Source organism: Pseudomonas sp. BT-42-2 (genome assembly GCF_025847435.2).
Classification (GTDB): Bacteria; Pseudomonadota; Gammaproteobacteria; order Pseudomonadales; family Pseudomonadaceae; genus Aquipseudomonas; species Aquipseudomonas urmiensis.
In genome coordinates, this window is sequence record NZ_JAOYTM010000014.1 from 20,621 (window position 1) to 43,868 (window position 23,248).

Consider the following 23,248-nt stretch of genomic DNA (forward strand, 5'->3'; position numbering starts at 1 on the left):
CTGATGAAAGCCTGGCGTGTGGTGTTGTTGACGTTGTCATTCCTGCTGCTGGGCGGTTGTCTGGTGACCTTCGGTGATCCACTCCCCGCTAATCAGGCGGCGCCCAAGGCCCTGCTGGGCAAGTGGAGCAGCAAGGATGCCTGGGGCCAGCCGCTGAAGCTGGCGATCAGTCGCGCCGGGGGCAACACCTACAAGGCGGTGGCGCGCGCACAAGGCAAGCCGGCTGAGGAGTACACCTTCACCGTTGCCCGCCACGGCAACCGCTGGTATCTCTCAGCCGGCGTTCCCAAGCGGCTGGGGGGCAATTTCCTGATTGGCGGTTTCGAGGTCAGCCAGGACGGCAAGGACCTGGTGATCTACAACCTCGATGTCGATCAGGTGCAGCAGGCTGTACAGAAAAAGGAACTGACCGGGCGTAGTACCGAAGTGCCAGAAGACAATGGCCCCGGTGTGCTGATCGACAGCCCCACAGAGCGCGTCCTGGCCTACCTGGACGATCCAGCCAACTCCGATCTGTTCGTCGAAGTGGCGCGCTTCCAGCGCGCTGGCAAGTAATAGCCGATACAAGGAATTGGGTGTGGACGAGTACCAGCAGACTATCCGTGCGTTGTCCGACCGTATTGTCGCCGCGCAAACCCCGATTCGCGTGCTCGATGCCGTGAAGTGGGATGACAGCATCCGCCAGGGCTTTCTCAAGACCAAAGGCAAGGAGCCACCGGCGGTGGACCGAGCCTATTACCAGTCGCGGCCGCTTTCGTTCGATTCTGCTGCACTGAAAGCAGAGTTCCAGAACATCGAGCGGGATATCACCCGCCAGCTCGGCCAGTTCAACCCGGTCGGGCAGATCATGCGGCGCATGTGCAAGGAGTACCGCATGGTCGTGCGCATGCTCGAAGCGCGCGGCACCGAAGACTTCGGCTTGATCTCCCAGGAGCTGTATGGCGCCGCTTCCGATGCCTTCCATGCCGGCGACCCGACCCTGGCTGACCTGGGCCTGATGCTCTCGGACTACCTGAACAACATCGATGGCCGGGGCGATCTGAAGGACGAGCCGAAGAACCTGACTGCCAAGGAGGCGGTGGACATTCTCCAGCGCCGCCTGAACAAGGTGTTCGGTGAGGCCGAAAGCACCATTCGTGTGTTCGAGTCCGACGGCATCGTCGCTGACGCCGCGGCCGGCGCCGACTACATCAAGGTGCGCGCCGACGCCATGTTCAACAGCCGCGACGTGCGCGCGCTGGAGGTCCACGAGGGGCTGGTGCATGTCGGCACCACGCTCAATGGCTTGAACCAGCCGATTTGCACCTTCCTGGCCAAGGGCCCGCCCTCGTCGACGGTGACCCAGGAAGGCCTGGCGATCCTCATGGAGGTGATTGCCTTTGCCTCCTATCCCAGCCGCCTGCGCAAGTTGACCAACCGCACCCGCGCCATCCACATGGTCGAGGAGGGCGCAGACTTCATGCAGGTCTATGAGTTCTTCCGCGGCCAGGGCTTCGAGATCGGCCAGAGCTACAGCAATGCCAGCCGGGTATTTCGCGGCTCGGTGCCCAATGGCCTGCCATTCACCAAGGACTTGTCCTACCTCAAGGGTTTCATCATGGTTTACAACTACATTCAGTTGGCCGTGAAGAAGGGCAAACTCGAGCAGATTCCGCTGCTGTTCTGCGGCAAGACTACCTTGGAAGACATGCGCACCCTGCGCCAGCTGGTCGAGGAAGGCCTGGTCGAGCCGCCCAAGTACCTGCCCGAACAGTTCCGCGACCTCAACGCGCTGTCGGCCTGGATGTGCTTCTCCAACTTCCTCAACCACCTGAGCCTGGATCGCATTGAAGCCGACTACGCGAACATTCTCTGAGGCCTGGCGCGGCCTGCTCCTCGGTTGGCTGCTGTTGGCCCTGAGCGGTTGCAGCAGCCTGCTGTTCTATCCAGAGCCCGGCCAGCCGTTCACCCCTGAGCGGGCCAAGTTGGCCTATCGCGACGTGACGCTTACCACTGCCGATGGGGTGCGCCTGCATGGCTGGTGGTTGCCGGCCAAGGCGGGGGTCGAGGTCAAGGGAACGGTACTGCACCTGCACGGCAATGGCGGCAACCTGCCCGGGCATTTAGGTGGCAGCTACTGGCTGCCGGAGCAGGGTTATCAGGTGCTGATGATCGATTACCGCGGCTATGGACTGTCCCAAGGCACGCCGAGCCTGCCCGACGTCTACCAGGACATTGCGGCGGCCATGGCCTGGTTGGATCAGGCCCCTGAAGTGCGTGGCAAGCCGCTGGTGCTGCTGGGGCAGAGCCTGGGCGGCGCCATGGCCATTCATTACCTGGCCGCGCATCCCGAGCAGCAACAGCGCTTCAGCGCCTTGGTGTTCGATGGGGTACCGGCCAGCTACCGCGCGGTCGGCCGCTTCGCCTTGAGCACCTCATGGCTGACCTGGCCGTTACAGGTGCCGCTGTCCTGGCTGGTACCGGACGGTGACAGTGCGATTCGCTCCATCGAGCACGTGCGTAGCCCGCCGAAACTGTTCTTCCACAGCATCGATGACAACCTGGTGCCGATGGACAACGGCATCCGCCTGTATCAGCACGCTCCGCCACCGCGGGTGCTGCAATTGACCCGAGGCGGCCATGTGCAGACCTTCGCCGACCCGACCTGGCGCCAGGTAATGCTGCGCTTCATGGACGACCCCAGCCATTTCAACGGCCTGCGCCGCTTGGCCGAAGTGCCCAACTACCCTGACGAGAAGAACCAGCAATGAGTGAAGAACGCAACGCCATCCCGCTGATCCTGACCGGTGTCGGCAGCATCATCGTGACGGTTGGGGCTCTGTGGTATTACGGCTACCTGCATTTCGCCAAGCCTGAAGATGCCCTGCTGTTGCAGGACTACACCATGCTCAAGACCGTGCCCGGCGAGGATTACAAGGTGTCGTTGGACGCAGCGCCGCAGGTGGCGCAATGCGTGGATGGTGTACTGGTGTTGTTCGATACCCAGCAAAAAGGCCTGACTGGCGTGCTGGTGGACAACCGCAAGCGCGCGGTGCGCTGCATGGGCGAAGAGACGCCGCAGCAGGTTCAGTGATTGGTGAGTCGCTTGGGCATGTCCAAGTGGAAGCCTAAACTCTCAGCGCCCACCCCAAAAAGCGACATCAAAGCCTAAAGCTACCCACTGAAGATTTTGGGGCCGCCTTGCAGCCCTTCGCGGGCCCGCTCCCACAGGGATAGCGCCGCTCTAACGGTCGGCGCCGTACCTGTAGGAGCGGGCTTGCCCGCGCAGGGCCGCAAAGCGGCCCCAAAACATCAGTGAACAGCTTTACGCCGTGGTTTTCGTTCGTGCACCAAGCCTTACTGCGCTTGGCTCACGGTACGCGGTGCCACTGGCTGGTTGTCGTTGGAGATGGTCACCTCCACCCGACGGTTCTGCGCGCGGCCCGAGTTGCTGGAGTTTTCCGCTACCGGGTACTCCTTGCCATACCCTTGGGCAACGATGCGCGCTGGGTCGACGCCAGCACGTACCAGGGCCATGCGTACGGCAGCGGCGCGGCGCTCGGACAGGGTCTGGTTGTAGTTGGCCGAACCGACGCTGTCGGTGTAGCCCTCGACGATCACCTTGCGCTCAGGGTTCTCCTGAAGGAACTGGGCCAGCTTGGTCACGTTGGGCAGGGCGCTGCTCTTGAGCTCGGCTTTGTTGAAGTCGAACAGCACGTCGCCGAAGGTCACCAGGGTGCCGCGGTCGGTCTGCTTGGCGTTGAGGCTGTCCTGCAGCTTTTTGATCTGTGCATCGCGGGCATCCAGGCGAGCCTGGGCGCGCTGGGCAGAAGCGTTTTTCAGCTCGCCTTCGGCGGCACGCAGGGCAATCGTCTGCTTGGCAACTTCAACCCGTTGGTTGGTCAGGTAGGCCAGTTGGTCGACCTTCTTGTCGTTCTCGCGGTCCAGGTAGGCTTTGTCGGCTTTGTTCAGCCAATCCTGGGCGTCCTTGGTTTCCAGCGCGGCCAGTTTGCTCGACTGCGGGTCGCTTTGCAGCGCCGAGAAGTTGGTGCGGGCCGATTCCAGGTTAGGGTTTGGGTCATGCGAGCAGGCGGCAAGGCCAACGCTCAGGGCCAGCAGGGCGGGGATCATGACGTAGTTGCGCATAATGTTCATCCTTTGATCAGTTACGAAGGCTCAGGGAACGCTGGGCAGGCTCATTCGGCGCTGCGCAGACCTTCCTCACGCAAGTCCTGGACGCCCTGGCGGGAGTCCTGCACGGCCTTCTGGGCCTTGGCCGCTTGCGCCTTACGCTCAGCGACACGCGCGTCCCACTCGGCCTGTTCGGCGAGCAGCTTGGCTTCGTCGTACTTCTTGTCGTGCATGGCGATTTCAGCTTGCTTGAACTTGTCCTGCGCGGCCTTCATTTCCACGGCTGCGAACTCGGTGCCACCGGCACTGACAGCGGAGTTCACCGCCGATTGAGTCACGGCATATTGCTCACTTGGCGGCTTGCCCGCGCAACCGGCCAGTACCAGGCTGCTGCCCAGGGCCAGCGCGGCCAGCTTGAGCCCGCGCAAGTGAGTGGATGAGGTTGGCGAAGTGCGGGTCTTCATGTTGGTCAGCTCCATTGGATCACTCCTGATAACAATGTCCGTAGCAGTCCATCGCCTATTCCCTGACAGTGCGCGCATTTCAGCTGAACTGTGCACAGCCAACTGTGTGCAGGGTTTTAGCGTGATGGCTATTTGGTCGGACCGGAGCGTTTTTCCAATAGTTCAGAAAAAAATACCTAGGCTTGGCAAGTATTTTTCTGACTGATCAGTCAGCGGGCTGGACGGGGGTGTTGGTCACGAATGGCGGGCAAGCTTGCGCCCGCACGGCAGCGCACAGCCGTGTGGTGCGCAAGCAAAGCGTCAGTTGCCGGGCTCTTCAGCGGTGTTGCTCAGCTCATGCAAGTGGCGCCGTGACAGGGCTAGGAAGCGCGGGGTAGGGCCGATGTCTTCGTACAGCGGATCGCCTTCTTCATCGGTGGCAATCACCTGCCGGCCTTGGACATAGGGGAAGCTGGCCTCCAGCTCTTCAAGGGCGCAGGCGACCAGTTCGCCGAGCAGTTCTTCGGCGGTGCGCTTGGGGTACATGTCGATCAGCGCGGCCAGGCGCGCTTCGGACTCAAGGTCCAAATGCAACACATGGCTGGTGGGGCTCAAGCTGCCGGCGGCGTTCTGTTCCCAGTGCTGGGCGAGTTCGCGGATTTTCATGGTGACCTCGTGTGGACGTCGTTTTCAGGGCCGCTGCGGCTTATCGCCAGCGAGCCAACTCCTACAAGATCTGCGCTGTGTGTAGGAGCTGGCTTGCCGGCGATGGGCTGCGCAACAGCCCCCTACGATGGTGAAGCCTCAAAAGGGGCAGTGAGTGGACTGCCCTGCATTCACTTTAGTTGCTAACCCCGCCGCAGGCTTGCCTTGAGCGGGTTGCTATGGGCACTCTTGGCTACATGCAGTTTCCTGAGCGGAGCGCGGAGCAGCCGCGCCACAGAGAGGGCCTGATGACCGATATCGATGTTCGCTTGCGTGAAGATGTCCATCTGTTGGGGGAGTTGCTTGGCGAAACCATTCGCCAGCAGCACGGCGATGCGTTTGTGCAGAAGATCGAGGACATCCGCCACAGCGCCAAGGCTGATCGGCGTGGCGGCGCCGAGCAGTTGAGCTCGACCCTGGACGATTTGGCCGACGAAGAGCTGCTGCCGGTGGCGCGCGCCTTCAACCAGTTCCTCAACCTGGCCAACATCGCCGAGCAGTATCAGCTGATCCACCGCCGCGAAGCCGGTCAGCCAGAGCCTTTCGAGGCGCGGGTGCTGCCCGAGTTGCTGGCGCGCCTCAAGCAAGCAGGACACAGCAATGACGCCCTGGCCCGCCAGCTGGCCAAGCTGGACATCCAGTTGGTGCTCACCGCTCATCCCACCGAAGTTGCCCGGCGGACCCTGATCCAGAAATACGATGCCATCGCCGCTCAGTTGGCTGCGCAGGATCACCGCGACTTGACCCCTGCCGAGCGCCAGCAGATTCGCGAGCGCCTGCGCCGCTTGATCGCCGAAGCTTGGCACACCGAAGAAATCCGTCGCACTCGACCCACCCCAGTGGACGAGGCCAAGTGGGGGTTTGCGGTGATCGAGCACTCGCTGTGGCAGGCGATCCCCAGCCATTTGCGCAAGGTCGACAAGGCGCTGTTCGAGGCCACCGGCCTGCGCCTGCCGCTGGAGGCGGCGCCGATTCGTTTCGCCTCGTGGATGGGCGGCGATCGCGACGGCAACCCCAACGTCACCGCCTGCGTGACCCGCGAAGTGTTGTTGCTGGCGCGCTGGATGGCCGCCGATTTGTTCCTGCGCGATATCGATTACCTGGCCGCAGAGTTGTCGATGCAGCAAGCCAGCGGCGCATTGCGCGAGCGGGTCGGTGACAGCGCCGAGCCGTATCGCAGCCTGCTCAAGCAACTGCGTGATCGCCTGCGTGCAACGCGCGCCTGGGCGCATGCATCGCTGACCAGCAGCCAGCCGGCCAGTGCCGAGGTGCTGGTCGATACACGTGAGCTGATCGAGCCACTGCAGCTGTGCTACCACTCGCTGCATGAGTGCGGCATGGGCGTGATCGCCGATGGCCCGCTGCTTGACTGCCTGCGTCGGGCAGTGACGTTTGGCCTGTTCCTGGTGCGCCTGGATGTGCGCCAGGATGCTGCCCGTCATCGTGATGCCCTGTCGGAAATCACCGACTACCTAGGTCTTGGCCGCTACGCCGATTGGAACGAAGAGCAGCGTATCGAGTTTCTCCAGGCCGAGCTGAACAACCGTCGGCCGTTGTTGCCTGCTCACTTCAAACCCCAGGCAGACACTGCCGAGGTGCTCAACACCTGTCGGGAAATCGCCGCGGCGCCTGCCGCCTCACTCGGCTCTTACGTCATCTCCATGGCGGGCGCGGCGTCGGATGTACTGGCGGTGCAGTTGCTGCTCAAGGAAGCCGGCCTGACCCGGCCGATGCGCGTGGTGCCGCTGTTCGAGACCCTGGCCGACCTCGATAACGCGGGGCCGGTGATGCAGCGTCTGCTCGGTTTGCCAGGTTACCGCGCCGGGCTGCGTGGGCCGCAGGAGGTGATGATCGGTTACTCCGATTCGGCCAAGGACGCTGGCACCACGGCGGCGGCCTGGGCCCAGTACCGCGCTCAGGAGAACCTGGTGCGCATCTGTCGCGAGCACCAGGTCGAGCTGCTGTTGTTCCATGGCCGCGGTGGCACCGTTGGCCGTGGCGGCGGCCCGGCGCACGCGGCCATCTTGTCGCAACCCCCGGGCTCGGTGGCGGGCCGTTTCCGTACGACCGAACAGGGCGAGATGATTCGCTTCAAGTTCGGCCTGCCGGGCATCGCCGAACAAAACCTCAACCTTTATCTAGCGGCCGTGCTCGAGGCGACCCTGTTACCGCCGCCGCCGCCGGAACCTGCGTGGCGCGAGGTGATGGACCAGCTTGCCGCCGATGGGGTCAAGGCCTACCGCGACGTGGTGCGGGAGAATCCCGACTTCGTCGAGTACTTCCGCCAGTCGACCCCTGAACAGGAGCTCGGCCGCCTGCCATTGGGCAGTCGCCCGGCCAAACGCCGCGCGGGTGGCATTGAAAGCCTGCGGGCCATTCCGTGGATTTTTGGCTGGACGCAAACCCGGCTGATGCTGCCAGCCTGGCTAGGCTGGGAAACCGCGCTGAGCAATGCCTTGGCCCGTGGCCAGGGCGAACTGTTGGCGCAGATGCGTGAGCAGTGGCCGTTCTTCCGCACCCGGATCGACATGCTGGAAATGGTCCTGGCCAAGGCCGATGCACAAATCGCCGAGGCCTACGACCAACGTCTAGTGCAACCCGACTTGCTCCCGTTGGGTGCGCAGCTGCGCGACCTATTGTCGCAGTCATGCCAGGTGGTGCTGAGTCTGACCGGGCAGCCGGTGCTACTGGCGCACAGCCCTGAGACGCTGGAATTCATCAGCCTGCGCAACACCTACCTGGACCCGCTGCATCGGCTCCAGGCCGAGCTGCTGGCGCGCTCGCGCAGCCGCCAAGCCGCTCTGGACAGCCCGTTAGAGCAGGCCTTGCTGGTCACTGTGGCAGGGATTGCCGCCGGCCTGCGCAACACCGGTTAAGCGGCGCCTGGCCAGCCGCGAGTCTGGCCCAGTGCCGGGGCAGGGCCGGGGCGAGAAGGGAGGTTGCGCTGGGCGCAACCCCTGCGGCGGCAGGTCGCAAGTGGCGCTTTGCTGCAACTTTGGGACGCTTGTCTGGTCGCCGGGTGCTGTGTATCTTGAGCAGCCTTTTGACCGATTTTCTGGTCGATACCCGATTTTCCGGAATTGGCCCTGACGCCGAATCCATTGATTTGCATAAAAAAATATGAGGAGCACAAGATGCGCGTAATTCTGCTGGGAGCTCCCGGGGCCGGTAAAGGTACTCAGGCAAAGTTCATCACCGAGAAGTTCGGCATTCCACAGATCTCCACCGGTGACATGCTGCGTGCTGCCGTCAAAGCCGGCACCCCACTGGGTCTGGAACTGAAAAAAGTCATGGACGCCGGTCAGTTGGTCTCCGACGACCTGATCATCAGTCTGGTCAAGGAGCGTATCGCCCAGCCTGATTGCGCCAAGGGCTGCCTGTTCGACGGCTTCCCACGGACCATCCCTCAGGCTGAAGCCATGGTTGCCGCCGGTGTCGATATCGATGCTGTAGTCGAGATCGCCGTGGACGACGAAGAAATCGTTGGCCGTATGGCCGGTCGCCGCGTGCACCTGGCCTCGGGCCGCACCTACCACATTCAGTACAACCCGCCGAAAGTGGAAGGCAAGGACGATGTCACGGGTGAAGAACTGATCCAGCGTGATGACGACAAGGAAGAAACCGTGCGCCATCGCCTGTCGGTCTACCACAGCCAGACCAAGCCGCTGGTGGACTTCTACCAGAAGCTCTCGGCCGCCAACGCTGGCAAGCCGAAGTACAGCCACATCGAAGGTGTCGGCTCGGTTGAAGCGATCACCGCCAAGGTCCTGGCAGCCTTGAGCTGATCCACGCCTATAAACGACAACGGCCCGCTTGCGGGCCGTTGTCGTTTATACTGGCGCTCTTTTCTCTTTGCCCCTGGAAACCCGTTCGATGACCACCCTGCTGGCCCTGGATACCGCCACCGAAGCCTGTTCCGTTGCGCTGCTGCATGACGGCAAGGTGACCAGCCACCATGAGGTGATCCCCCGCCAACACGCGCAGAAGCTGCTGCCGATGATCAAACAGATCCTGGCGGAATCTGGCGTGGCGCTGAGCGATCTGGATGCCATCGCCTTTGGTCGTGGCCCAGGTGCGTTCACCGGGGTGCGCATCGCCATTGGCGTGGTGCAGGGCCTGGCCTTCGCCTTGGAGCGCCCGGTGCTGCCGGTATCGAACCTGGCCGCCTTGGCGCAACGGGCCTTGCGCGAGCGTGGCACGCAGCACGTTGCGGCGGCCATCGATGCGCGGATGGATGAGGTCTACTGGGGCTGCTACCAGGCCTGCGAGGGTGAGATGCGCCTGCTCGGTCGCGAAGCCGTCTTGCCGCCAGAGCGAGTGGCCTTGCCTGAGGCAGGCGGTGATTGGTTCGGTGCGGGGACTGGCTGGGGTTACGCGCCGCGCCTGGCTGCGCAGGTGAGCGACAGTGATGCCAGCCTGCTGCCCACCGCCTTGGATATCCTCAGCTTGGCCGGCTACGCTTGGGCACGCGGTGAGGCGATTGCCGCCGACCAGGCTCAGCCCGTCTATTTGCGCGATAACGTGGCCACGCCCAAGGCGCCTCGTTAACCGCAGTTCGTCGGCTATTTACATTCGCGCTAAACCTTTCGTGGGAACTGTGGTCCAGTTATCACAACGGCATTAGCGATGGATCTCTGATGCTGCTAGATTGCCATCATTGATCCTGAGTGTTCATTCCATGCGTATCGACGGCTTCTCTTCTCAGTCCTACCCGATCAAGCGCGCACCGCGCAAGGCGCAGGTGCGTGATGAGTCTGTCGAAGATGGCGAGCTGATCGAAGACAGCGAAGTCCCACAAGAGGCCAGGACCCGCCGTGGTGGCGCTGGTCTGCCAGCCCGTCAGCAGGATCTGATCTTCCCGCGTGCGCGCGATCGACGCACCGCGACCGCTCTGGCCAGCTACCTGGCCACTGCCGGCTTCACCGATTGGGATATGGAAGTGCTGGGGCTGGATCTGTACATTTGATGGATGAATCCATCGCCTCTGCCTTACTTTCTCGGTTGTCCGTCCTGGAGCGAAAACGCCTGGCGCGATTACCTGTATCCCGCCGACGCCCGCGCCACTGAGTTTCTAGGCCTGTATAGCCAGGTATTCAACGCGGTCGAGGGCAATACCACCTTTTATGCCCGTCCAGCGCCTTCCACGGTAGAGCGCTGGGCTCAGGTCATGCCAGCGCACTTTCGCTTTACCGCCAAATTTCCGCGAGATGTCAGCCATGCCGGTGACCTGCGTGAGCAGCTGCAATCGGCGATCGACTTCACTCGCCTGCTAGCACCTCTTGGCCCACGGGTTTCGCCCTATTGGCTGCAACTGCCAGCGGTGTTCGGCCCGGCGCGGCTGGGTGAGCTTGCGCACTTTCTTGATCACATTGGCGTACCGGTGGCGGTCGAGGTGCGTAATCCGCGGTTCTTTGCCCGTGGCGATGAAGAGCGGGCGCTGAACCGCCTGCTGCATGGGTGCGGGGTGGAGCGCATCTGCCTGGATCCACGGGCACTATTCAGCTGCACCTCGCGCGAGCCGGCAGTGCTGCATGCCCAGTCGAAGAAGCCCAACGTGCCAGCGCGGCCTGCGGCCTTCAGTCAGCACCCACAGGTGCGCTTCATTGGCCATCCGCAGCTTGAGGCGAATGAGCACTTCCTCACGCCGTGGGTGGGCAAGGTCGCTGAGTGGATCGAACAGGGACGTAGCCCGTATATCTTCCTGCATACCTCGGATAACCGCCTGGCAGCGGCCTTGGCCCAGCGTTTTCATCAACGGCTGAGCGAGCGCTTGCCGGGCCTTGCGCCTTTAGCTGAATTGCCACGTGCCCCTGAGGTCGAACAACTAGGGCTACTCTGACCACTTCTCAACCTGCCGGAGCTGTAACCATGGATGTGCAAACCCTGCGAGCGGAGGCCTTCAAGGCGCTGCATGAGCGTGATGGCGCCTTTGTCATTGCCAACCCCTGGGATGCTGGCTCGGCTCGGCTGCTGGCCAGTCTGGGCTTCGAGGCGCTGGCCACGACCAGTGCGGGGTTGGCCTTCAGCCTAGGGCGGCCGGATGCCGAGGCTGAGCTGAGCCTGGACGAAACCCTGGCCAATGCCCGCTCGATTGTCGATGCCACGCCATTGCCGGTGGCTGCGGACTTGGAGAATGGTTTCGGCGACCTGCCAGAAGATTGCGCCCAGACCATTATGCGCGCCGCTGAGGTGGGCTTGGTCGGCGGTTCGATCGAGGACGCCAGCGGTCGCCGCGAAGCGCCCATTTATGACCTCGGCCTGGCTGTGGAACGCGTGCGTGCAGCAGTACAGGCGGCGCGTAGCCTGCCATTTGCGTTCACCCTGTGTGCCCGCGCCGAGAACCTGCTGCATGGGCGCATGGACCTGGATGACACCATCCTGCGCCTGCAGGCGTATGCCGAAGCCGGCGCTGATGTGCTGTATGCCCCAGGGCTGCGCAGTGTCGATGAGGTGCGTGCGGTGGTCCAGGCGCTGGCACCGAAGCCTGTGAATGTATTGATGGGCTTGGCGGGCGTGCCGCTGAGCGTCAACCAACTGCAAGACCTGGGGGTGCGACGTATCAGCGTCGGCTCATCGCTGGCCCGGGCGGCACTCGGCGCGTTGCAGCGGGCGGCGCTGGAGATTCGCGAGCAGGGCACCTTCAGCTACGCCGAGCAGGCGCTGCCGTTTGCCCAGCTCAACGATTTGTTCCGACGCTGAGCCCAGATGCGCTGGCTTGTCTGGCTGCTGTTGGTGCTGCTGCTCGCAGCGGGCCAGGCCTGGTACCTGGGCTGGCGTCCACCCGCGCAGTGGAATCCGTGGGCGGCGCTGGATGTACGGCAGCCGCCGAACTTGCTCACACCTTATAAGCTGTCGCGTCTGCGCAAGGACCCGGCCTTATGCCAGCAGGCGCTGCAAACCTCGGCCTTGCGCTACCGAGCCCAGGCCGACAGCGCAGCGACGGCGCAATGTCCGCTGCAGAACGTGTGGCGAGTAGAGGCCGGTGAGGCGCGGCTGAGCAGTAGTTTTCTCGCCACCTGCCCGCTGGCGGTGGCCTATGCCCTGTTCGAGGCGCATGGCTTGCAACCGGCGGCGCAACGGGTATTTGGCCAGCCGGTGGTGCAGGTTGAGCACCTTGGCAGCTTTGCCTGTCGCAACGTCTACAACCGCAAGCAAGGTCGGCTGAGCCAGCATGCCACGGCCAATGCCTTGGACATCAGCGCCTTTCGGCTCAAGGACGGTCAGCGCATCGTGTTGGCGCAGCACTGGCAGGGCGGGGGGCAGAACGCGCAGTTTCTCAGGCAAGTGCGGCAAGCGGCCTGCGAGAGTTTCAATACGGTATTAGGCCCTGACTACAACGCGGCGCACCACAACCACTTTCATCTCGACATGGGGCTCTGGCAGATCTGCCGCTGAGCTCAAGCGTGGGCGCGGACGTTGTTCAGCACGACAGGGCGTGCCCAGTGAATGTCGAACTCCAGCGCATTCTGCTGCTGGGCCAGGGTCGGCTCATCGAACGGTTCTGGCGCCGGGTCCAGCAGGTCCATTTCAAATTCGGCGATCGGTAGGTGCAGTGGGCGCGGCGAAGGCGCGGCACCAGGTTCAGGTTGCGCATGGCCCTGGCTCATGACCACCGGACGCAGCCAGCTGTTGCTCAGATCGAGATCGCGTTGTTGCTCGATCAACTCGGCGGCGCTGAACGGTTCGGGGGCAGGCTCGAGCAGGTTGGCTTCAAGTTCGGCCTTGGGCAGGAACAGCGGCTCGGGAGGCTTGACCTCGGTGTCTTGCACGCTGCAAGCACGTTGGGCATCGATCAACGCCAGGGCACGGGCGCCCCCGATCGGTTCTCCGCTTTCGTTGTCGTACTGCACCAGCGCTTGGCTGACGGCGTCGGCCTCTTGCCCTTGCTGGTCGGCCAACGCCTGGGCGAAGAAATCCTGCCACAGGTGGCTGACGCCGCCGAGGGCCTGGGTATTCTGTCGACCGTAGTTGCCGACAGGCGACAGGTAGGTCAAGCCGATGGGAAGGGTATCTGACATGGCAGTCGCGCGTGTTGTGCTCTGGCAGAATAGCGGATACTGCGTGTATCGGCCGTGGCCGGCGTTTCATTAATTATTTTGGATGCGGGATCGGATGGTAGAGCAAGAGCAGGGCACAGGCATCAGGGTCGAGGCGCTGGCGCCCGAGTACCAGGCGCAGGCGGCCGTATGGGCTGAGCGGCTGGGGTTGCCATTGGCTGACGAGGCGGCGGAGTTTGCCGTGCAGGTAGGTGTGGACGGCTTGCAGATCCAGCAGTTGGGGCCGCAGGCACCGGGTCCGGTGCGCGTCGACTTCGTCGAGGGCCAGGCGGCGCATCGGCGCTTGTTCGGGGGTGGCAATGGGCAGATGATCGCCAAGGCGGTCGGAATCGCTCAGGGCGTGCGGCCGCAGGTGCTGGATGCAACTGCCGGGCTGGGTAAAGATGCTTTCGTGCTAGCCAGCCTTGGCTGCCAGATGACCTTGATCGAGCGCCAGCCGCTGATTGCCGCGTTACTCGAAGATGGCCTGGCGCGCGGCCGTGGGGATGTCGAGGTAGGGCCAATCGTTGAGCGGATGCGTTTGCTGGTGGGCAACGCCATCGAGCGCATGCGCACCTGGCAGGGCGAGGCGCCACAGGTGATCTACCTGGATCCGATGTTCCCGCACCGCGACAAGAGTGCCTTGGTGAAGAAGGAAATGCGCGTGTTCCGGCCGTTGGTCGGTGACGACCTGGATGCGCCGGCGTTGCTCGAGGCAGCCTTGGCGTTGGCTTCGCACCGGGTCGTGGTCAAGCGGCCGCGTAAGGCGCCGATTATCGACGGGCCCAAGCCCAGTCATAGTCTTGAGGGCAAATCGAGTCGCTATGACATCTATCCGAAGAAGGCCTTGAAGGCTTAGCGCAGCGTTTGCAGATTCCGGCACCGGGGCTGCTTTGCAGCCCTTAGCGGCGGTTTCCCAGCCACGTTCAGGCGGCGGATGCCAACTGAGCCATGCGTTGCAGTACTGCATGCAGGCCGTTGCTGCGCGAGGGCGACAGTTGGCGCTCCAGGCCAAGCTCGGTGAACCACGCTCCCAGCTCAAGCTGCGACAGCTCGGCGCTATCGAGCCCCTGGACCCGGACCAACAGCAAGGCCAGCAGCCCCCTCAGCAAGCGTGCATCGCTAGCGGCCTTGAATTGCCATTGCCCGCCTTGCTGGTTGGCGACCAGCCACACCAGGCTCTCACAGCCATGGACACGGTTGTCCTCGGTCTTTTCGCGCTCGTTGAGCGGCGCCAGTCGGTCGCCCCATTGCATCAGCAGGCGCGCTCGTTGTTCCCACCCCCGAGCCTGCTGGAATGCCTGCAGCGCTTGGCTGGCCTCGCTCGACAGGCTCATCGTAACAACTCCAGGCCCTGATCCAGCGCGTCGAAGAAGCGCTGCAAGTCGTCACTGTCGTTGTACAGGCCCAGCGATACCCGAATTGCCCCTTCCAGCCCCAGCCCCTTGAGCAGCGGCATCGCGCAATGATGCCCGGCGCGTACGGCAATGCCCTGCTCGGTCAGCAGGTGAGCGATATCGGCGTTGTGCACACCGTCGACGACGAAGCTCACCAGGGCGCTTTGCGGCATGCCGAGGATACGCACGCCATCACGATCGGCCAGGCCACGTAGCAGGTGCTGATGCAGGCTGGTTTCATGGGCCTGGACGGCGTGTGGGTCGAGGCTGGCCAGGTAGTCGAGGGTCGCACCCAGGCCAATGACCCCGGCAATGGGCGGCGTTCCCGCCTCGAAGCCCAGCGGCGCAGGGCGAAAACTGGCGCCGTGATAGTCGGCCAGTTGCACCATCTCGCCGCCAAACTGCCAATGAAGCAGCTGTTCCAAGGCCTGCGGGCGCCCATACAGGACGCCTACGCCTTCAGGTCCGTACAGTTTATGACTGGAGAACACGTAGAAGTCGCATTCGAGCTGCTGCACATCGTGGCGGCCATGCACCACGCCTTGCGCGCCGTCGACCACGGTCAATGCGCCTTGGGCGCGGGCGTGGGCGAGCAGGGCGGGCAGTGCTTGCCAGGTGCCGAGCACGTTGGACAGTTGGCTGACTGCCAGCAGGCGGGTGCGCGGGCCGATCAGTTGCAGCGCCTGATTGAGGTCGATGTGCCCCTGTTCATCCAGTGGCAGGATGACCAGGCGCAAATTGCGCCGCCGCGCCAGTTGCTGCCACGGCAGCAGGTTGGCGTGGTGCTCCAGGGCACTGATGGCGATCTCGTCGCCTTCGTTGAAGCCATGTTCCAGGCCATAGGCCAGCAAGTTCAGCGCGGAAGTGGCGCCATGGGTGAAGATGATCTGCCGCGAATCGGCGGCATTGAGCCAGGCGGCGACCTTGTCGCGGCTGGTCTCGAAGGCTTGGGTGGCCAGCGCACCGGGCAGGTGCTGGGCACGATGAACGTTGGCCGCGCCATGGCCGTAGTAATGGCTCAGGGCATCGAGCAGGGCCTGGGGCTTTTGCGTGGTGGCGGCGCTGTCCAGATAGGTCTGGTGCTGGCGTTCTAGAGCGGCGATGGCGGGAAAGTCGGCACGCCACGGGGAGGGCTGAAACATGATCGAGGGACCTGGAAATAAAAACGGGCCTGGCGCTAACGCCAGACCCGATCTTATCACTTCAAACCCCGCGAGGTTCTCAGTTGTGCGCGTGCAGCGCCTCGTTCAGCTCGATGGCCGACTTGTGGGTCTTGCACTCCACTGCGCCGTTCAGCGAGTTGCGGCGGAACAGCAGGTCAGTCTGGCCGGCCAGCTCGCGGGCCTTGACCACTTTGACCAGTTGGTTGTTCTCGTCGAGCAGGTTCACCTTGGTGCCAGCAGTGATGTACAGGCCAGCTTCAACGGTGTTGCGATCGCCCAGCGGAATGCCGATACCCGCGTTGGCGCCGATCAGGCAGCCTTCGCCGACCTTGATCACGATGTTGCCACCACCGGAGAGGGTGCCCATGGTCGAGCAACCGCCGCCCAGGTCCGAGCCCTTGCCGACGAATACGCCAGCGGACACGCGGCCTTCGATCATGCCTGGGCCTTCGGTGCCGGCGTTAAAGTTGACGAAGCCTTCGTGCATGATGGTGGTGCCTTCGCCGATGTAGGCGCCCAGGCGCACGCGGGCGGTATCGGCGATACGTACGCCGGCCGGGACCACGTAGTCGGTCATTTTCGGGAACTTGTCGACCGAGAACACTTCCAGCAGCTCGCCCTTCAGGCGTGCTTCGAGTTGCAGTTCGGCAAGCTCGGCCAAGTCGACGGCGCCCTGGTTGGTCCAGGCAACGTTTGGCAGCAGCGGGAACACGCCAGCCAGGCTCAGGCCGTGCGGCTTGACCAGGCGGTGCGAGAGCAGGTGCAGCTTGAGATAGGCCTCTGGGGTCGAAGTCAGCGCGCTGTCTTCGGCCAGCAAGGTCGCGACCAGCGGCTTGTGGCTTTCAGCCAGGCGGGTCAGCAGGGCGTATTGGGTGGCATCGACGGCCTTGAGCGCATCGGCCAGCTGGCCAGCCTGGGCGTTGCTGAAGGCGATGGCTTGGTTGCCGCCTTCATAGCCGAGGATCGGCGCGACCGCAGCGACCAGCTCGGCACTCGGGTTGATCAGTGGTTGCGCGTAGAAGACTTCCAGCCAGGTGCCCTGGCGGTTCTGGGTGCCGACACCGAAGGCCAGGCTGAACAGAGTAGTGGACATGCGATTACCTCTTGCGAAATAGGGTGGAAGCGGAGCGGACTCAGGCCAGCGCTGCGGCGTACAGGTCAGGCTTGAAGCCGACCAGGGTACGCTCGCCGAGGTCAAGCACCGGGCGCTTGATCATCGACGGCTGGGCCAGCATCAATTCGACGGCCTTGGCCTGATCGAGGTTGGCTTTGCTGGCATCGTCGAGCTTGCGGAAGGTGGTGCCGGCACGGTTGAGGATGACTTCCCAGCCGTGCTCGTCGCACCAGCGATTCAGGCTGTCGCGGTCGATGCCTTGAGTCTTGTAGTCGTGAAATTGATAGCCGATGGCTTTTTCTTCGAGCCAGGTACGGGCTTTTTTCATGGTGTCGCAGGCTTTGATGCCGTAGAGAGTGTAAGCCATTGAATGCCTGGGGCGCCTTGGGGTAGGCGTCCCGATACTCCGTGAAGAAAAGGTGAGGGCGATTATGCGACATCGACGAGCCTGGCGCCACGGCTGGCTGCCGAGCGCGCAAGGGCGAAGCGTGTCACCTGATGTCGGGTAGCATTGTGTTACATATTCTCTGCTCGCCTGCGACTATGGTGCAGCGGTGCATTATTGCTGCACGCCGCTAACATATTGTTTCAATGGCGATGTTTGCCCCGCCAGGGTTTTTCGAATTACACAGGAAGCTTGCTGATGCAGTCAGCCTATACCGTCCTCATCCTGCTGACGCTGGTAAGCGTGTCAAAACTGGTGGGGCGGATGATCCCGCTGCCTCTGCCGCTGGTGCAGATCGCGGCCGGGGCACTGCTGGCCTGGCCGAGCCTGGGCCTGCATGTGGCGCTGGAGCCGGAGTTGTTCCTGTTCCTGTTCTTGCCGCCGTTGCTGTTCGCCGATGGCTGGCGCATCCCCAAGCGTGAGCTGTGGCGTATACGTGGCCCGGTGGTTGCGCTAGCGGTGGGGTTGGTGTTGTTCACGGTGGTCGGGGCCGGCTACTTCATCCACTGGTTGCTGCCGAGCATCCCGCTACCAGTGGCCTTCGCCTTGGCTGCCGTGTTGTCGCCTACCGATGCCGTGGCAGTCTCGGCGATTACCCAGGACCGTTTGCCTACGCCGTTGATGCACATGCTCCAGGGCGAGGCGCTGATGAACGATGCCACGGGCCTGGTGACCTTCAAGTTCGCCCTGGTGGCGGCGATTACCGGTGCCTTCTCGTTGGCCGAGGCCAGTTTCACATTCGTGCTGGTGGCGCTGGGAGGCCTGGCGGTGGGGGTTGCGCTGAGCTGGCTGATCGGTCGCCTGCGTGCCTGGATGATCGCTCGTGGCTGGGATGACCCTGCCACCCACGTGGTGTTCATGCTTTTGCTGCCATTCGCTGCCTATGTACTGGCCGAGCGTCTCGGCGTTTCGGGCATTCTTTCGGCGGTGGCGGCGGGGATGATGCAAAGCTGGCTCGATCTGCTGCCACGCCAGACCAGCACACGTCTGCTCAACCGTAGCGTCTGGTCGCTGCTGGAGTTCGCCTTCAATGGGCTGATCTTCCTGCTGCTGGGCCTGCAGTTGCCGGACATCATCAAGGCTGTGGTCAGTCATGAGGCGACCATCTGGCCGACCCTGGCCTATCGCTGCCTGGACGTACTGGCGATTTTCGCCGCGCTGATCCTGTTGCGCTTCATCTGGGTACAGAGCATCTGGCGGGCGATTGGCGTGGTGCGCCGCTGGCGCGGCAAGCCCGAGCTGGTGCTGATGCCCACCGCCCGTTCGTGTTGGCTGCTGACGCTCGGTGGCGTGCGCGGCGCGGTGACCTTGGCGGGCGTGATGTCGATACCGCTGCTGATGGGGGCAGGCCAGGCGTTTCCTGAGCGAGACCTGCTCATCTTCATCGCGGCGGGGGTAATCCTGCTGTCGTTGATCGGCGCCTGTATTGCGTTGCCGATCCTGTTGCGCGGTGTGACCAAAAGCCCGGACGAGCGTTTGCAGCAAGAAGTACAAGAAGCCTGGCGGCGCACGGCCGAGGCGGCGATTCATGCCTTGGAAGCAGAAGAGGTGATCGACGCCAATGCGCCGCAGGACGCCGCGCAGGCGACTTTGGCCACCGAGCTCAAGGCACGTTTGATGGCTGAGTATCGGGATGAGCTGGACAGTTACAACGACACTGCCGAAGCGCGCGCCCTGGCTGAGCAGATGGACCTGCTGGAGCGTCGCCTGCGGTTGAAAGCACTGCGGGCGCAGCGTCTGGAATTGTACAACCTGCACCGTCAGCATCTGGTAGGCGATGAGGTGGTGCGCCAGGTGCTGGGTGAGCTGGATATGAGTGAGGCGAACCTGGGGCAGGTCAAATAGAGCGAAAGGGGCCGCAAAGCGGCCCCGGATCGTCAATTTGCCAGCGTGCTCGCTGCTGGAATCAGCGGTTGCTCAGGAAGTCCCGAATCCGTTCAGCCGCCTCGATGCACTCAGCCAACGGCGCAACCAGCGCCATGCGCACTCGGCCTGCACCTGGGTTGACCCCATCCACCTCTCGCGACAGGTACGAGCCCGGCACCACGGTCACGTGCTGGGCTTGGAACAGGTCGCGGGTGAATTCTGCATCGCAGCCCGGCACCTTGGCCCACAGGTAGAAGCTGCCGTCCGGACGCTGAACGTCCAATACCGGTTGAAGGATATCCAGCACCGCATCGTACTTGGCCCGGTATTGGTCGCGGTTGGCGCGTACGTGGGCTTCATCCTGCCAGGCGGCGACGCTGGCCAGCTGGGTTTGCACTGGCATGGCGCAGCCGTGGTAGGTGCGGTACAGCAGGAATGGCTTGATGATCTCGGCGTCGCCGGCGACGAAGCCCGAGCGCAGGCCTGGCAGGTTGGAGCGCTTGGACAGGCTGTGGAACACCACGCAGCGTTTGAAATCGCTACGACCAAGCTCGGCGCAGGCGCTCAGCAGGCCCGGTGGTGGCGCGTCTTCGTCGAAATACAGCTCGCTGTAGCACTCGTCGGCGGCAATCACGAAGTCGTGCTCATCGGCCAGGGCAATCAGCTTTTTCAGGGTGTCCATTGGCACCAGGGCACCAGTGGGGTTGCCTGGGGAGCACAGGAACAGGATCTGGCAGCGCTGCCACACCTCTGCCGGCACTGCGTCGAAATCCGGATTGAAGCCGTTGTCTTCCAGGCACGGCAGGTAGTGCGGGGTGGCACCGGCAAGCAGGGCTGCGCCTTCGTAGATCTGGTAGAACGGATTGGGGCTGATCACCAGGCCGTCATCGGCGCGGTTGACCACTGCCTGGGTGAAGGCGAACAGCGCCTCCCGGGTGCCGTTGACCGGCAGGATATGGCGGTCGGCATCCAGCCAGCCGGTTGGCACGCCGAAGCGCTGTTCGCACCACTGGCCAATCGCCTGGCGCAGCGCCGGCAGGCCGAGGGTGCTGGGGTACACCGCCAGCTTGTCGAGGTTGTCGGCCAGGGCCTTGGCGACGAACGCCGGCGATTCGTGCTTCGGCTCGCCGATCGACAGGGCGATGGCACGTTTGTCCGCCGCCGGCTGCACGCTGCCCAGGAGGGCGCGGAGTTTCTCGAACGGGTAGGGCTGAAGCTGGGTCAAGGCATGGTTCATCGGCGCAAGGTCTCGTCAATCGTTAGAAGGTCACGCGGGTAGGGCTGGCATCGCTGGCCTGGCCTTTTTGCAACTGCTGAATGATCGCTTCCTGCAGGCGGCTGCATAGCTGTGGATCGGACAGCGGCTGGTTGTCGGCGTCGGTAATGAAAAACACGTCTTCCACGCGCTCGCCGAGGGTGGCGATCTTGGCGTTCTGCAACGACAGGTCGAACTCCAGGAAGATCCGCCCGATCCGCGCCAGCAGGCCTGGGCGATCAGGGGCGATGATCTCGAGGATGGTCACCGGACGCTGGGCATCGTTGTGAATGGTCACCTGCGGGGCAAAGGTGAAGTGCTTGAGCTGGCGCGGCACCCGGCGCTGGATGATGGTCGGGTAGTCCTCGGGGTTGCGCAGGGCCTCGGTCAGGCCCTCGCGGATCTGCTTGACCCGCTGGGGGTTATCGCCGATCGAGCCGCCATCGTTGTCCAGGACAATGTAGGTGTCGAGGGTGAACTGGCTGCTCGAGGTGATGATCCGCGCATCATGGATGTTCAGGTTGAGCTGGGACATCGCTGCCACGGTCACGGCGAAGAAGTCGTGCTGGTCGGGGGCATAGATGAAGATCTGCGTGCCACCCTCGAATTCACGCTGGGTGGTTTCCTTGATCAGCACCAATGGGCCGCCATCGGCCGGCTGCTGCAGAATCGCATCGCTGTGCCAGGCCACGTCGGCGGCGGTGTGCTTGAGGAAGTAATCATCGCCCAGTTGCGACCACAGTTGCTCGACGTCGTCCGGATCGGTGCCTTCGCGGATCAGGATGTCGAGCGCGGCGCTCTGTGTCTGGCGGATCTGCTCTTCGCGGTCCAGCGGGTTCTCCAGGCCCCGGCGCAGTGCGCGCTTGGTCTCGGTATAGAGCTGGCGCAGCAGGCTGGCGCGCCAGGAGTTCCACAGACTGGGGTTGGTGGCGTTGATGTCGGCCACGGTCAGCACATACAGGTAGTCCAGGCGCGTCTCGTCGCCCACGTGCAGGGCGAAGTCGTTGATCACTTGCGGGTCGGACAGGTCCTTGCGCTGGGCAGTGGTCGACATCACCAGGTGGTTCTGTACCAGCCAGACGATCAGCCGGGTATCCCAGGTTGGCAGCTGGTGGCGCTCGCCAAAGGCCTGGGCGTCGACCGCGCCGAGTTCGGAATGATCGCCCTGGCGACCCTTGCCGATGTCATGGTAGAGCCCGGCCAGGTAGATCAGCTCGGGTTTGGGCAGGCGGCCCATGAGCTTGCTGGCCAGCGGGAATTTCTCCGAAACCGGGGTGTACTGCAGCTTGCGCAGGTGCTTGATCAGGTTGAGGGTGTGCGCATCGACCGTATAGATGTGGAACAGGTCATGCTGCATCTGCCCGACGATCAGGCCGAACTCCGGCAAGTAGCGGCCGAGAATGCCGTAGCGGTTCATCCGGCGCAGGTTGCGGTGGATGCCGATCTCGCACTTGAACAGCTCGATGAACAAGCTGGTATTGCGGATATCGTTGCGGAAGTTGTCATCGATCAGATGGCGATGCTCGCGCAACAGACGCACGGTGTCGGCGCGCACACCCTTGATCTCCGGGTGCTGGGCCATCAGCACGAAGATCTCCAGCATGGCGAACGGCGTGCGTTTGAACACGTTGGGACTGACCGCTTCTATATAACCATCGTGCAGGCGAAAGCGAGCGTTGAGCGGTTGGGTGGTGCCACTGTCGTCGTCAGCGAGGATGACTTCCTCGAAGTGCTGGATGATCAGGTCGCACAGCTGGCTGATGCTCATCACCACCCGGTAGTACTGCTGCATGAACTGCTCGATGGCGCGCTTGGGGTTGTCATCGCTGAAACCAAGCAACGCGGCGATGCTGCGCTGGTGGTCGAACAGCAGGCGGTCTTCGGCGCGTCCGGCAAGCATGTGCAGGGCGTAGCGCACCCGCCAGAGGAAGGCCTGGGAGGAGGCGAGCAGTTCGTTTTCGCTCTCCAGCAGGAAACCTTCGCCAGCCAGGGCGTGCAGGTTGAGTGTGCCGTACTGGCGACGGGCGACCCAGAGCACGGTCTGGATGTCGCGCAGGCCGCCGGGTGAGCCTTTGACGTTGGGCTCGAGGTTGTACTCGGTGTCGTTGTACTTGTGGTGGCGGGCCTTGAGCTCGGCGCGCTTGGCCAGGAAAAACTCCTTGCTCGGCCACATAGCAGTGGTGCTGGTCACCTCGAGCATGCGCTGGCGCAGGGGCTCTGGGCCGGCAATGGTGCGGCTTTCCATCAGGTTGGTGATCACCGTCAGGTCGGCGCGGGCCTGCTCGGCGCATTCCTCGACGCTGCGTACGCTCTGGCCAACTTCCAGGCCGATGTCCCAGAGCAGGGTCAGAAAACCTTCGATGGCTTCGCGGTACTGTTCGTGTTCGGCGCCATCGAGCAGGATCAGCAGGTCGATGTCGGAGAACGGGTGCAGTTCGCCGCGTCCGTAGCCGCCCACGGCGATCAGGGCGATGCCGCTAGGGTCCTGCCATTCGAACTGGTTCCAGGCCTGCTGCAGGATGTTGTCGACGAACCAGGCGCGGTCCTCGATCAGCCGGCGGATCTCGCGGCCTTCGCGAAAGCGCTTGTCGAGCACCTCGCGGGCCAGGCGGATGGCCTTCTTGAAAGCCGCGATGGGGCTTGCCTTGAGCGCCAGTTCCGCCTGGAACTGGCCGCGGTCGAACAGCTCGGGATCCACCTGGGGCATCGAGTCG

The 23,248-nt window shown here is 63.3% G+C and carries 23 protein-coding genes; 13 read left to right on the top strand and 10 right to left on the bottom strand.

Going from position 1 to position 23,248, the window contains the following annotated elements:
* Positions 1-3 precede the first annotated feature (3 nt).
* From OIU19_RS17410 to OIU19_RS17425, 4 genes are read left to right on the top strand one after another with little or no spacing between them, the layout of a single operon-like run.
* Positions 4-555 carry a hypothetical protein gene (locus OIU19_RS17410; RefSeq protein ID WP_264236078.1) on the top strand — a complete coding sequence of 184 codons (552 nt, stop codon included), beginning with the start codon at positions 4-6 and terminating at the stop codon, positions 553-555.
* 22 nt (positions 556-577) lie between these two features.
* The gene (locus OIU19_RS17415; RefSeq protein WP_186555460.1) at positions 578-1,855 is read left to right on the top strand and encodes a flavohemoglobin expression-modulating QEGLA motif protein; all 1,278 of its coding nucleotides are present in this window, start codon (positions 578-580) and stop codon (positions 1,853-1,855) included.
* Complete coding sequence (locus tag OIU19_RS17420) at positions 1,827-2,750, top strand: alpha/beta hydrolase (RefSeq protein WP_264236080.1); 924 nt, start codon at positions 1,827-1,829, stop codon at positions 2,748-2,750. Before OIU19_RS17415 ends, OIU19_RS17420 begins: the two co-directional genes overlap by 29 nt.
* Positions 2,747-3,073: a hypothetical protein gene (locus OIU19_RS17425; RefSeq protein WP_186555458.1), complete on the top strand. Its 327-nt coding sequence runs from the start codon at positions 2,747-2,749 to the stop codon at positions 3,071-3,073. The genes OIU19_RS17420 and OIU19_RS17425 overlap by 4 nt, the downstream gene beginning before the upstream one ends.
* Before the next feature lie 263 nt (positions 3,074-3,336).
* Here OIU19_RS17425 and OIU19_RS17430 read toward each other — a convergent pair whose 3' ends face one another.
* The 3 genes from OIU19_RS17430 to OIU19_RS17440 all read right to left on the bottom strand — a co-directional run bounded on the left by OIU19_RS17430 (position 3,337) and on the right by OIU19_RS17440 (position 5,219).
* The gene (locus OIU19_RS17430; RefSeq protein ID WP_264236081.1) at positions 3,337-4,125 is read right to left on the bottom strand and encodes an OmpA family protein; all 789 of its coding nucleotides are present in this window, start codon (positions 4,123-4,125) and stop codon (positions 3,337-3,339) included.
* Between the two features lie 50 nt (positions 4,126-4,175).
* Positions 4,176-4,589: a DUF4398 domain-containing protein gene (locus tag OIU19_RS17435; RefSeq protein WP_186555456.1), complete on the bottom strand. Its 414-nt coding sequence runs from the start codon at positions 4,587-4,589 to the stop codon at positions 4,176-4,178.
* A gap of 285 nt (positions 4,590-4,874) precedes the next feature.
* The gene (locus OIU19_RS17440; RefSeq protein WP_264236082.1) at positions 4,875-5,219 is read right to left on the bottom strand and encodes a pilin assembly protein; all 345 of its coding nucleotides are present in this window, start codon (positions 5,217-5,219) and stop codon (positions 4,875-4,877) included.
* A gap of 287 nt (positions 5,220-5,506) precedes the next feature.
* On the opposite strand from OIU19_RS17440, the gene ppc reads away from it, so the two are divergent.
* The 7 genes from ppc (at position 5,507) to OIU19_RS17475 (ending at position 12,653) form a co-directional block, all read left to right on the top strand.
* Positions 5,507-8,134 (top strand): phosphoenolpyruvate carboxylase, encoded by a 2,628-nt coding sequence (gene ppc, locus OIU19_RS17445; protein ID WP_264236083.1) that lies wholly within the window; start codon positions 5,507-5,509, stop codon positions 8,132-8,134.
* Between the two features lie 258 nt (positions 8,135-8,392).
* A complete protein-coding gene (gene adk / locus OIU19_RS17450; RefSeq protein WP_186555453.1) occupies positions 8,393-9,043 on the top strand; it encodes an adenylate kinase in 651 nt (216 codons plus the stop codon).
* Between the two features lie 88 nt (positions 9,044-9,131).
* A complete protein-coding gene (gene tsaB / locus OIU19_RS17455) occupies positions 9,132-9,806 on the top strand; it encodes a tRNA (adenosine(37)-N6)-threonylcarbamoyltransferase complex dimerization subunit type 1 TsaB (protein WP_264236084.1) in 675 nt (224 codons plus the stop codon).
* Between the two features lie 130 nt (positions 9,807-9,936).
* On the top strand, positions 9,937-10,224 hold the full coding sequence (locus tag OIU19_RS17460; protein ID WP_264236085.1) for a hypothetical protein: 288 nt from the start codon (positions 9,937-9,939) through the stop codon (positions 10,222-10,224).
* A 3-nt stretch (positions 10,225-10,227) separates the two neighbouring features.
* Entirely contained in the window at positions 10,228-11,097 is an 870-nt protein-coding gene (locus tag OIU19_RS17465) for a DUF72 domain-containing protein (protein ID WP_264236086.1), read from the top strand.
* A gap of 29 nt (positions 11,098-11,126) precedes the next feature.
* Positions 11,127-11,957, top strand: a complete 831-nt coding sequence (locus OIU19_RS17470) for an oxaloacetate decarboxylase (protein WP_264236087.1) — start codon at positions 11,127-11,129, stop codon at positions 11,955-11,957.
* Between the two features lie 6 nt (positions 11,958-11,963).
* The gene (locus tag OIU19_RS17475) at positions 11,964-12,653 is read left to right on the top strand and encodes an extensin family protein (protein WP_264236088.1); all 690 of its coding nucleotides are present in this window, start codon (positions 11,964-11,966) and stop codon (positions 12,651-12,653) included.
* Between the two features lie 2 nt (positions 12,654-12,655).
* Here OIU19_RS17475 and OIU19_RS17480 read toward each other — a convergent pair whose 3' ends face one another.
* Positions 12,656-13,276: an energy transducer TonB gene (locus tag OIU19_RS17480; RefSeq protein WP_264236089.1), complete on the bottom strand. Its 621-nt coding sequence runs from the start codon at positions 13,274-13,276 to the stop codon at positions 12,656-12,658.
* A 94-nt stretch (positions 13,277-13,370) separates the two neighbouring features.
* Between OIU19_RS17480 and OIU19_RS17485 the strand changes: the two genes are divergently transcribed.
* Positions 13,371-14,153, top strand: a complete 783-nt coding sequence (locus OIU19_RS17485; RefSeq protein WP_264236090.1) for a class I SAM-dependent methyltransferase — start codon at positions 13,371-13,373, stop codon at positions 14,151-14,153.
* A 67-nt stretch (positions 14,154-14,220) separates the two neighbouring features.
* Here the strand turns inward: OIU19_RS17485 and OIU19_RS17490 are convergent, their stop codons facing one another.
* From OIU19_RS17490 to OIU19_RS17505, 4 genes are all read right to left on the bottom strand, one after another.
* Positions 14,221-14,631, bottom strand: coding sequence for a SufE family protein (locus OIU19_RS17490; RefSeq protein WP_264236091.1), 411 nt, complete (start codon positions 14,629-14,631; stop codon positions 14,221-14,223).
* Positions 14,628-15,833 (bottom strand): cysteine desulfurase, encoded by a 1,206-nt coding sequence (locus OIU19_RS17495; RefSeq protein WP_186555444.1) that lies wholly within the window; start codon positions 15,831-15,833, stop codon positions 14,628-14,630. Before OIU19_RS17495 ends, OIU19_RS17490 begins: the two co-directional genes overlap by 4 nt.
* A gap of 79 nt (positions 15,834-15,912) precedes the next feature.
* The gene (gene dapD, locus OIU19_RS17500) at positions 15,913-16,947 is read right to left on the bottom strand and encodes a 2,3,4,5-tetrahydropyridine-2,6-dicarboxylate N-succinyltransferase (RefSeq protein WP_264236092.1); all 1,035 of its coding nucleotides are present in this window, start codon (positions 16,945-16,947) and stop codon (positions 15,913-15,915) included.
* Between the two features lie 40 nt (positions 16,948-16,987).
* Complete coding sequence (locus OIU19_RS17505; protein ID WP_186555442.1) at positions 16,988-17,335, bottom strand: ArsC family reductase; 348 nt, start codon at positions 17,333-17,335, stop codon at positions 16,988-16,990.
* Between the two features lie 276 nt (positions 17,336-17,611).
* Here OIU19_RS17505 and OIU19_RS17510 point away from each other — a divergent pair, with 276 nt between their 5' ends.
* Positions 17,612-19,258 (top strand): Na+/H+ antiporter, encoded by a 1,647-nt coding sequence (locus OIU19_RS17510; RefSeq protein WP_264236093.1) that lies wholly within the window; start codon positions 17,612-17,614, stop codon positions 19,256-19,258.
* A 61-nt stretch (positions 19,259-19,319) separates the two neighbouring features.
* Here OIU19_RS17510 and dapC read toward each other — a convergent pair whose 3' ends face one another.
* Both dapC and OIU19_RS17520 read right to left on the bottom strand, forming a co-directional pair.
* On the bottom strand, positions 19,320-20,516 hold the full coding sequence (gene dapC / locus OIU19_RS17515) for a succinyldiaminopimelate transaminase (RefSeq protein WP_264236094.1): 1,197 nt from the start codon (positions 20,514-20,516) through the stop codon (positions 19,320-19,322).
* 22 nt (positions 20,517-20,538) lie between these two features.
* Positions 20,539-23,241 (bottom strand): [protein-PII] uridylyltransferase, encoded by a 2,703-nt coding sequence (locus tag OIU19_RS17520; protein WP_264236095.1) that lies wholly within the window; start codon positions 23,239-23,241, stop codon positions 20,539-20,541.
* Between the last annotated feature and the right edge of the window lie 7 nt (positions 23,242-23,248).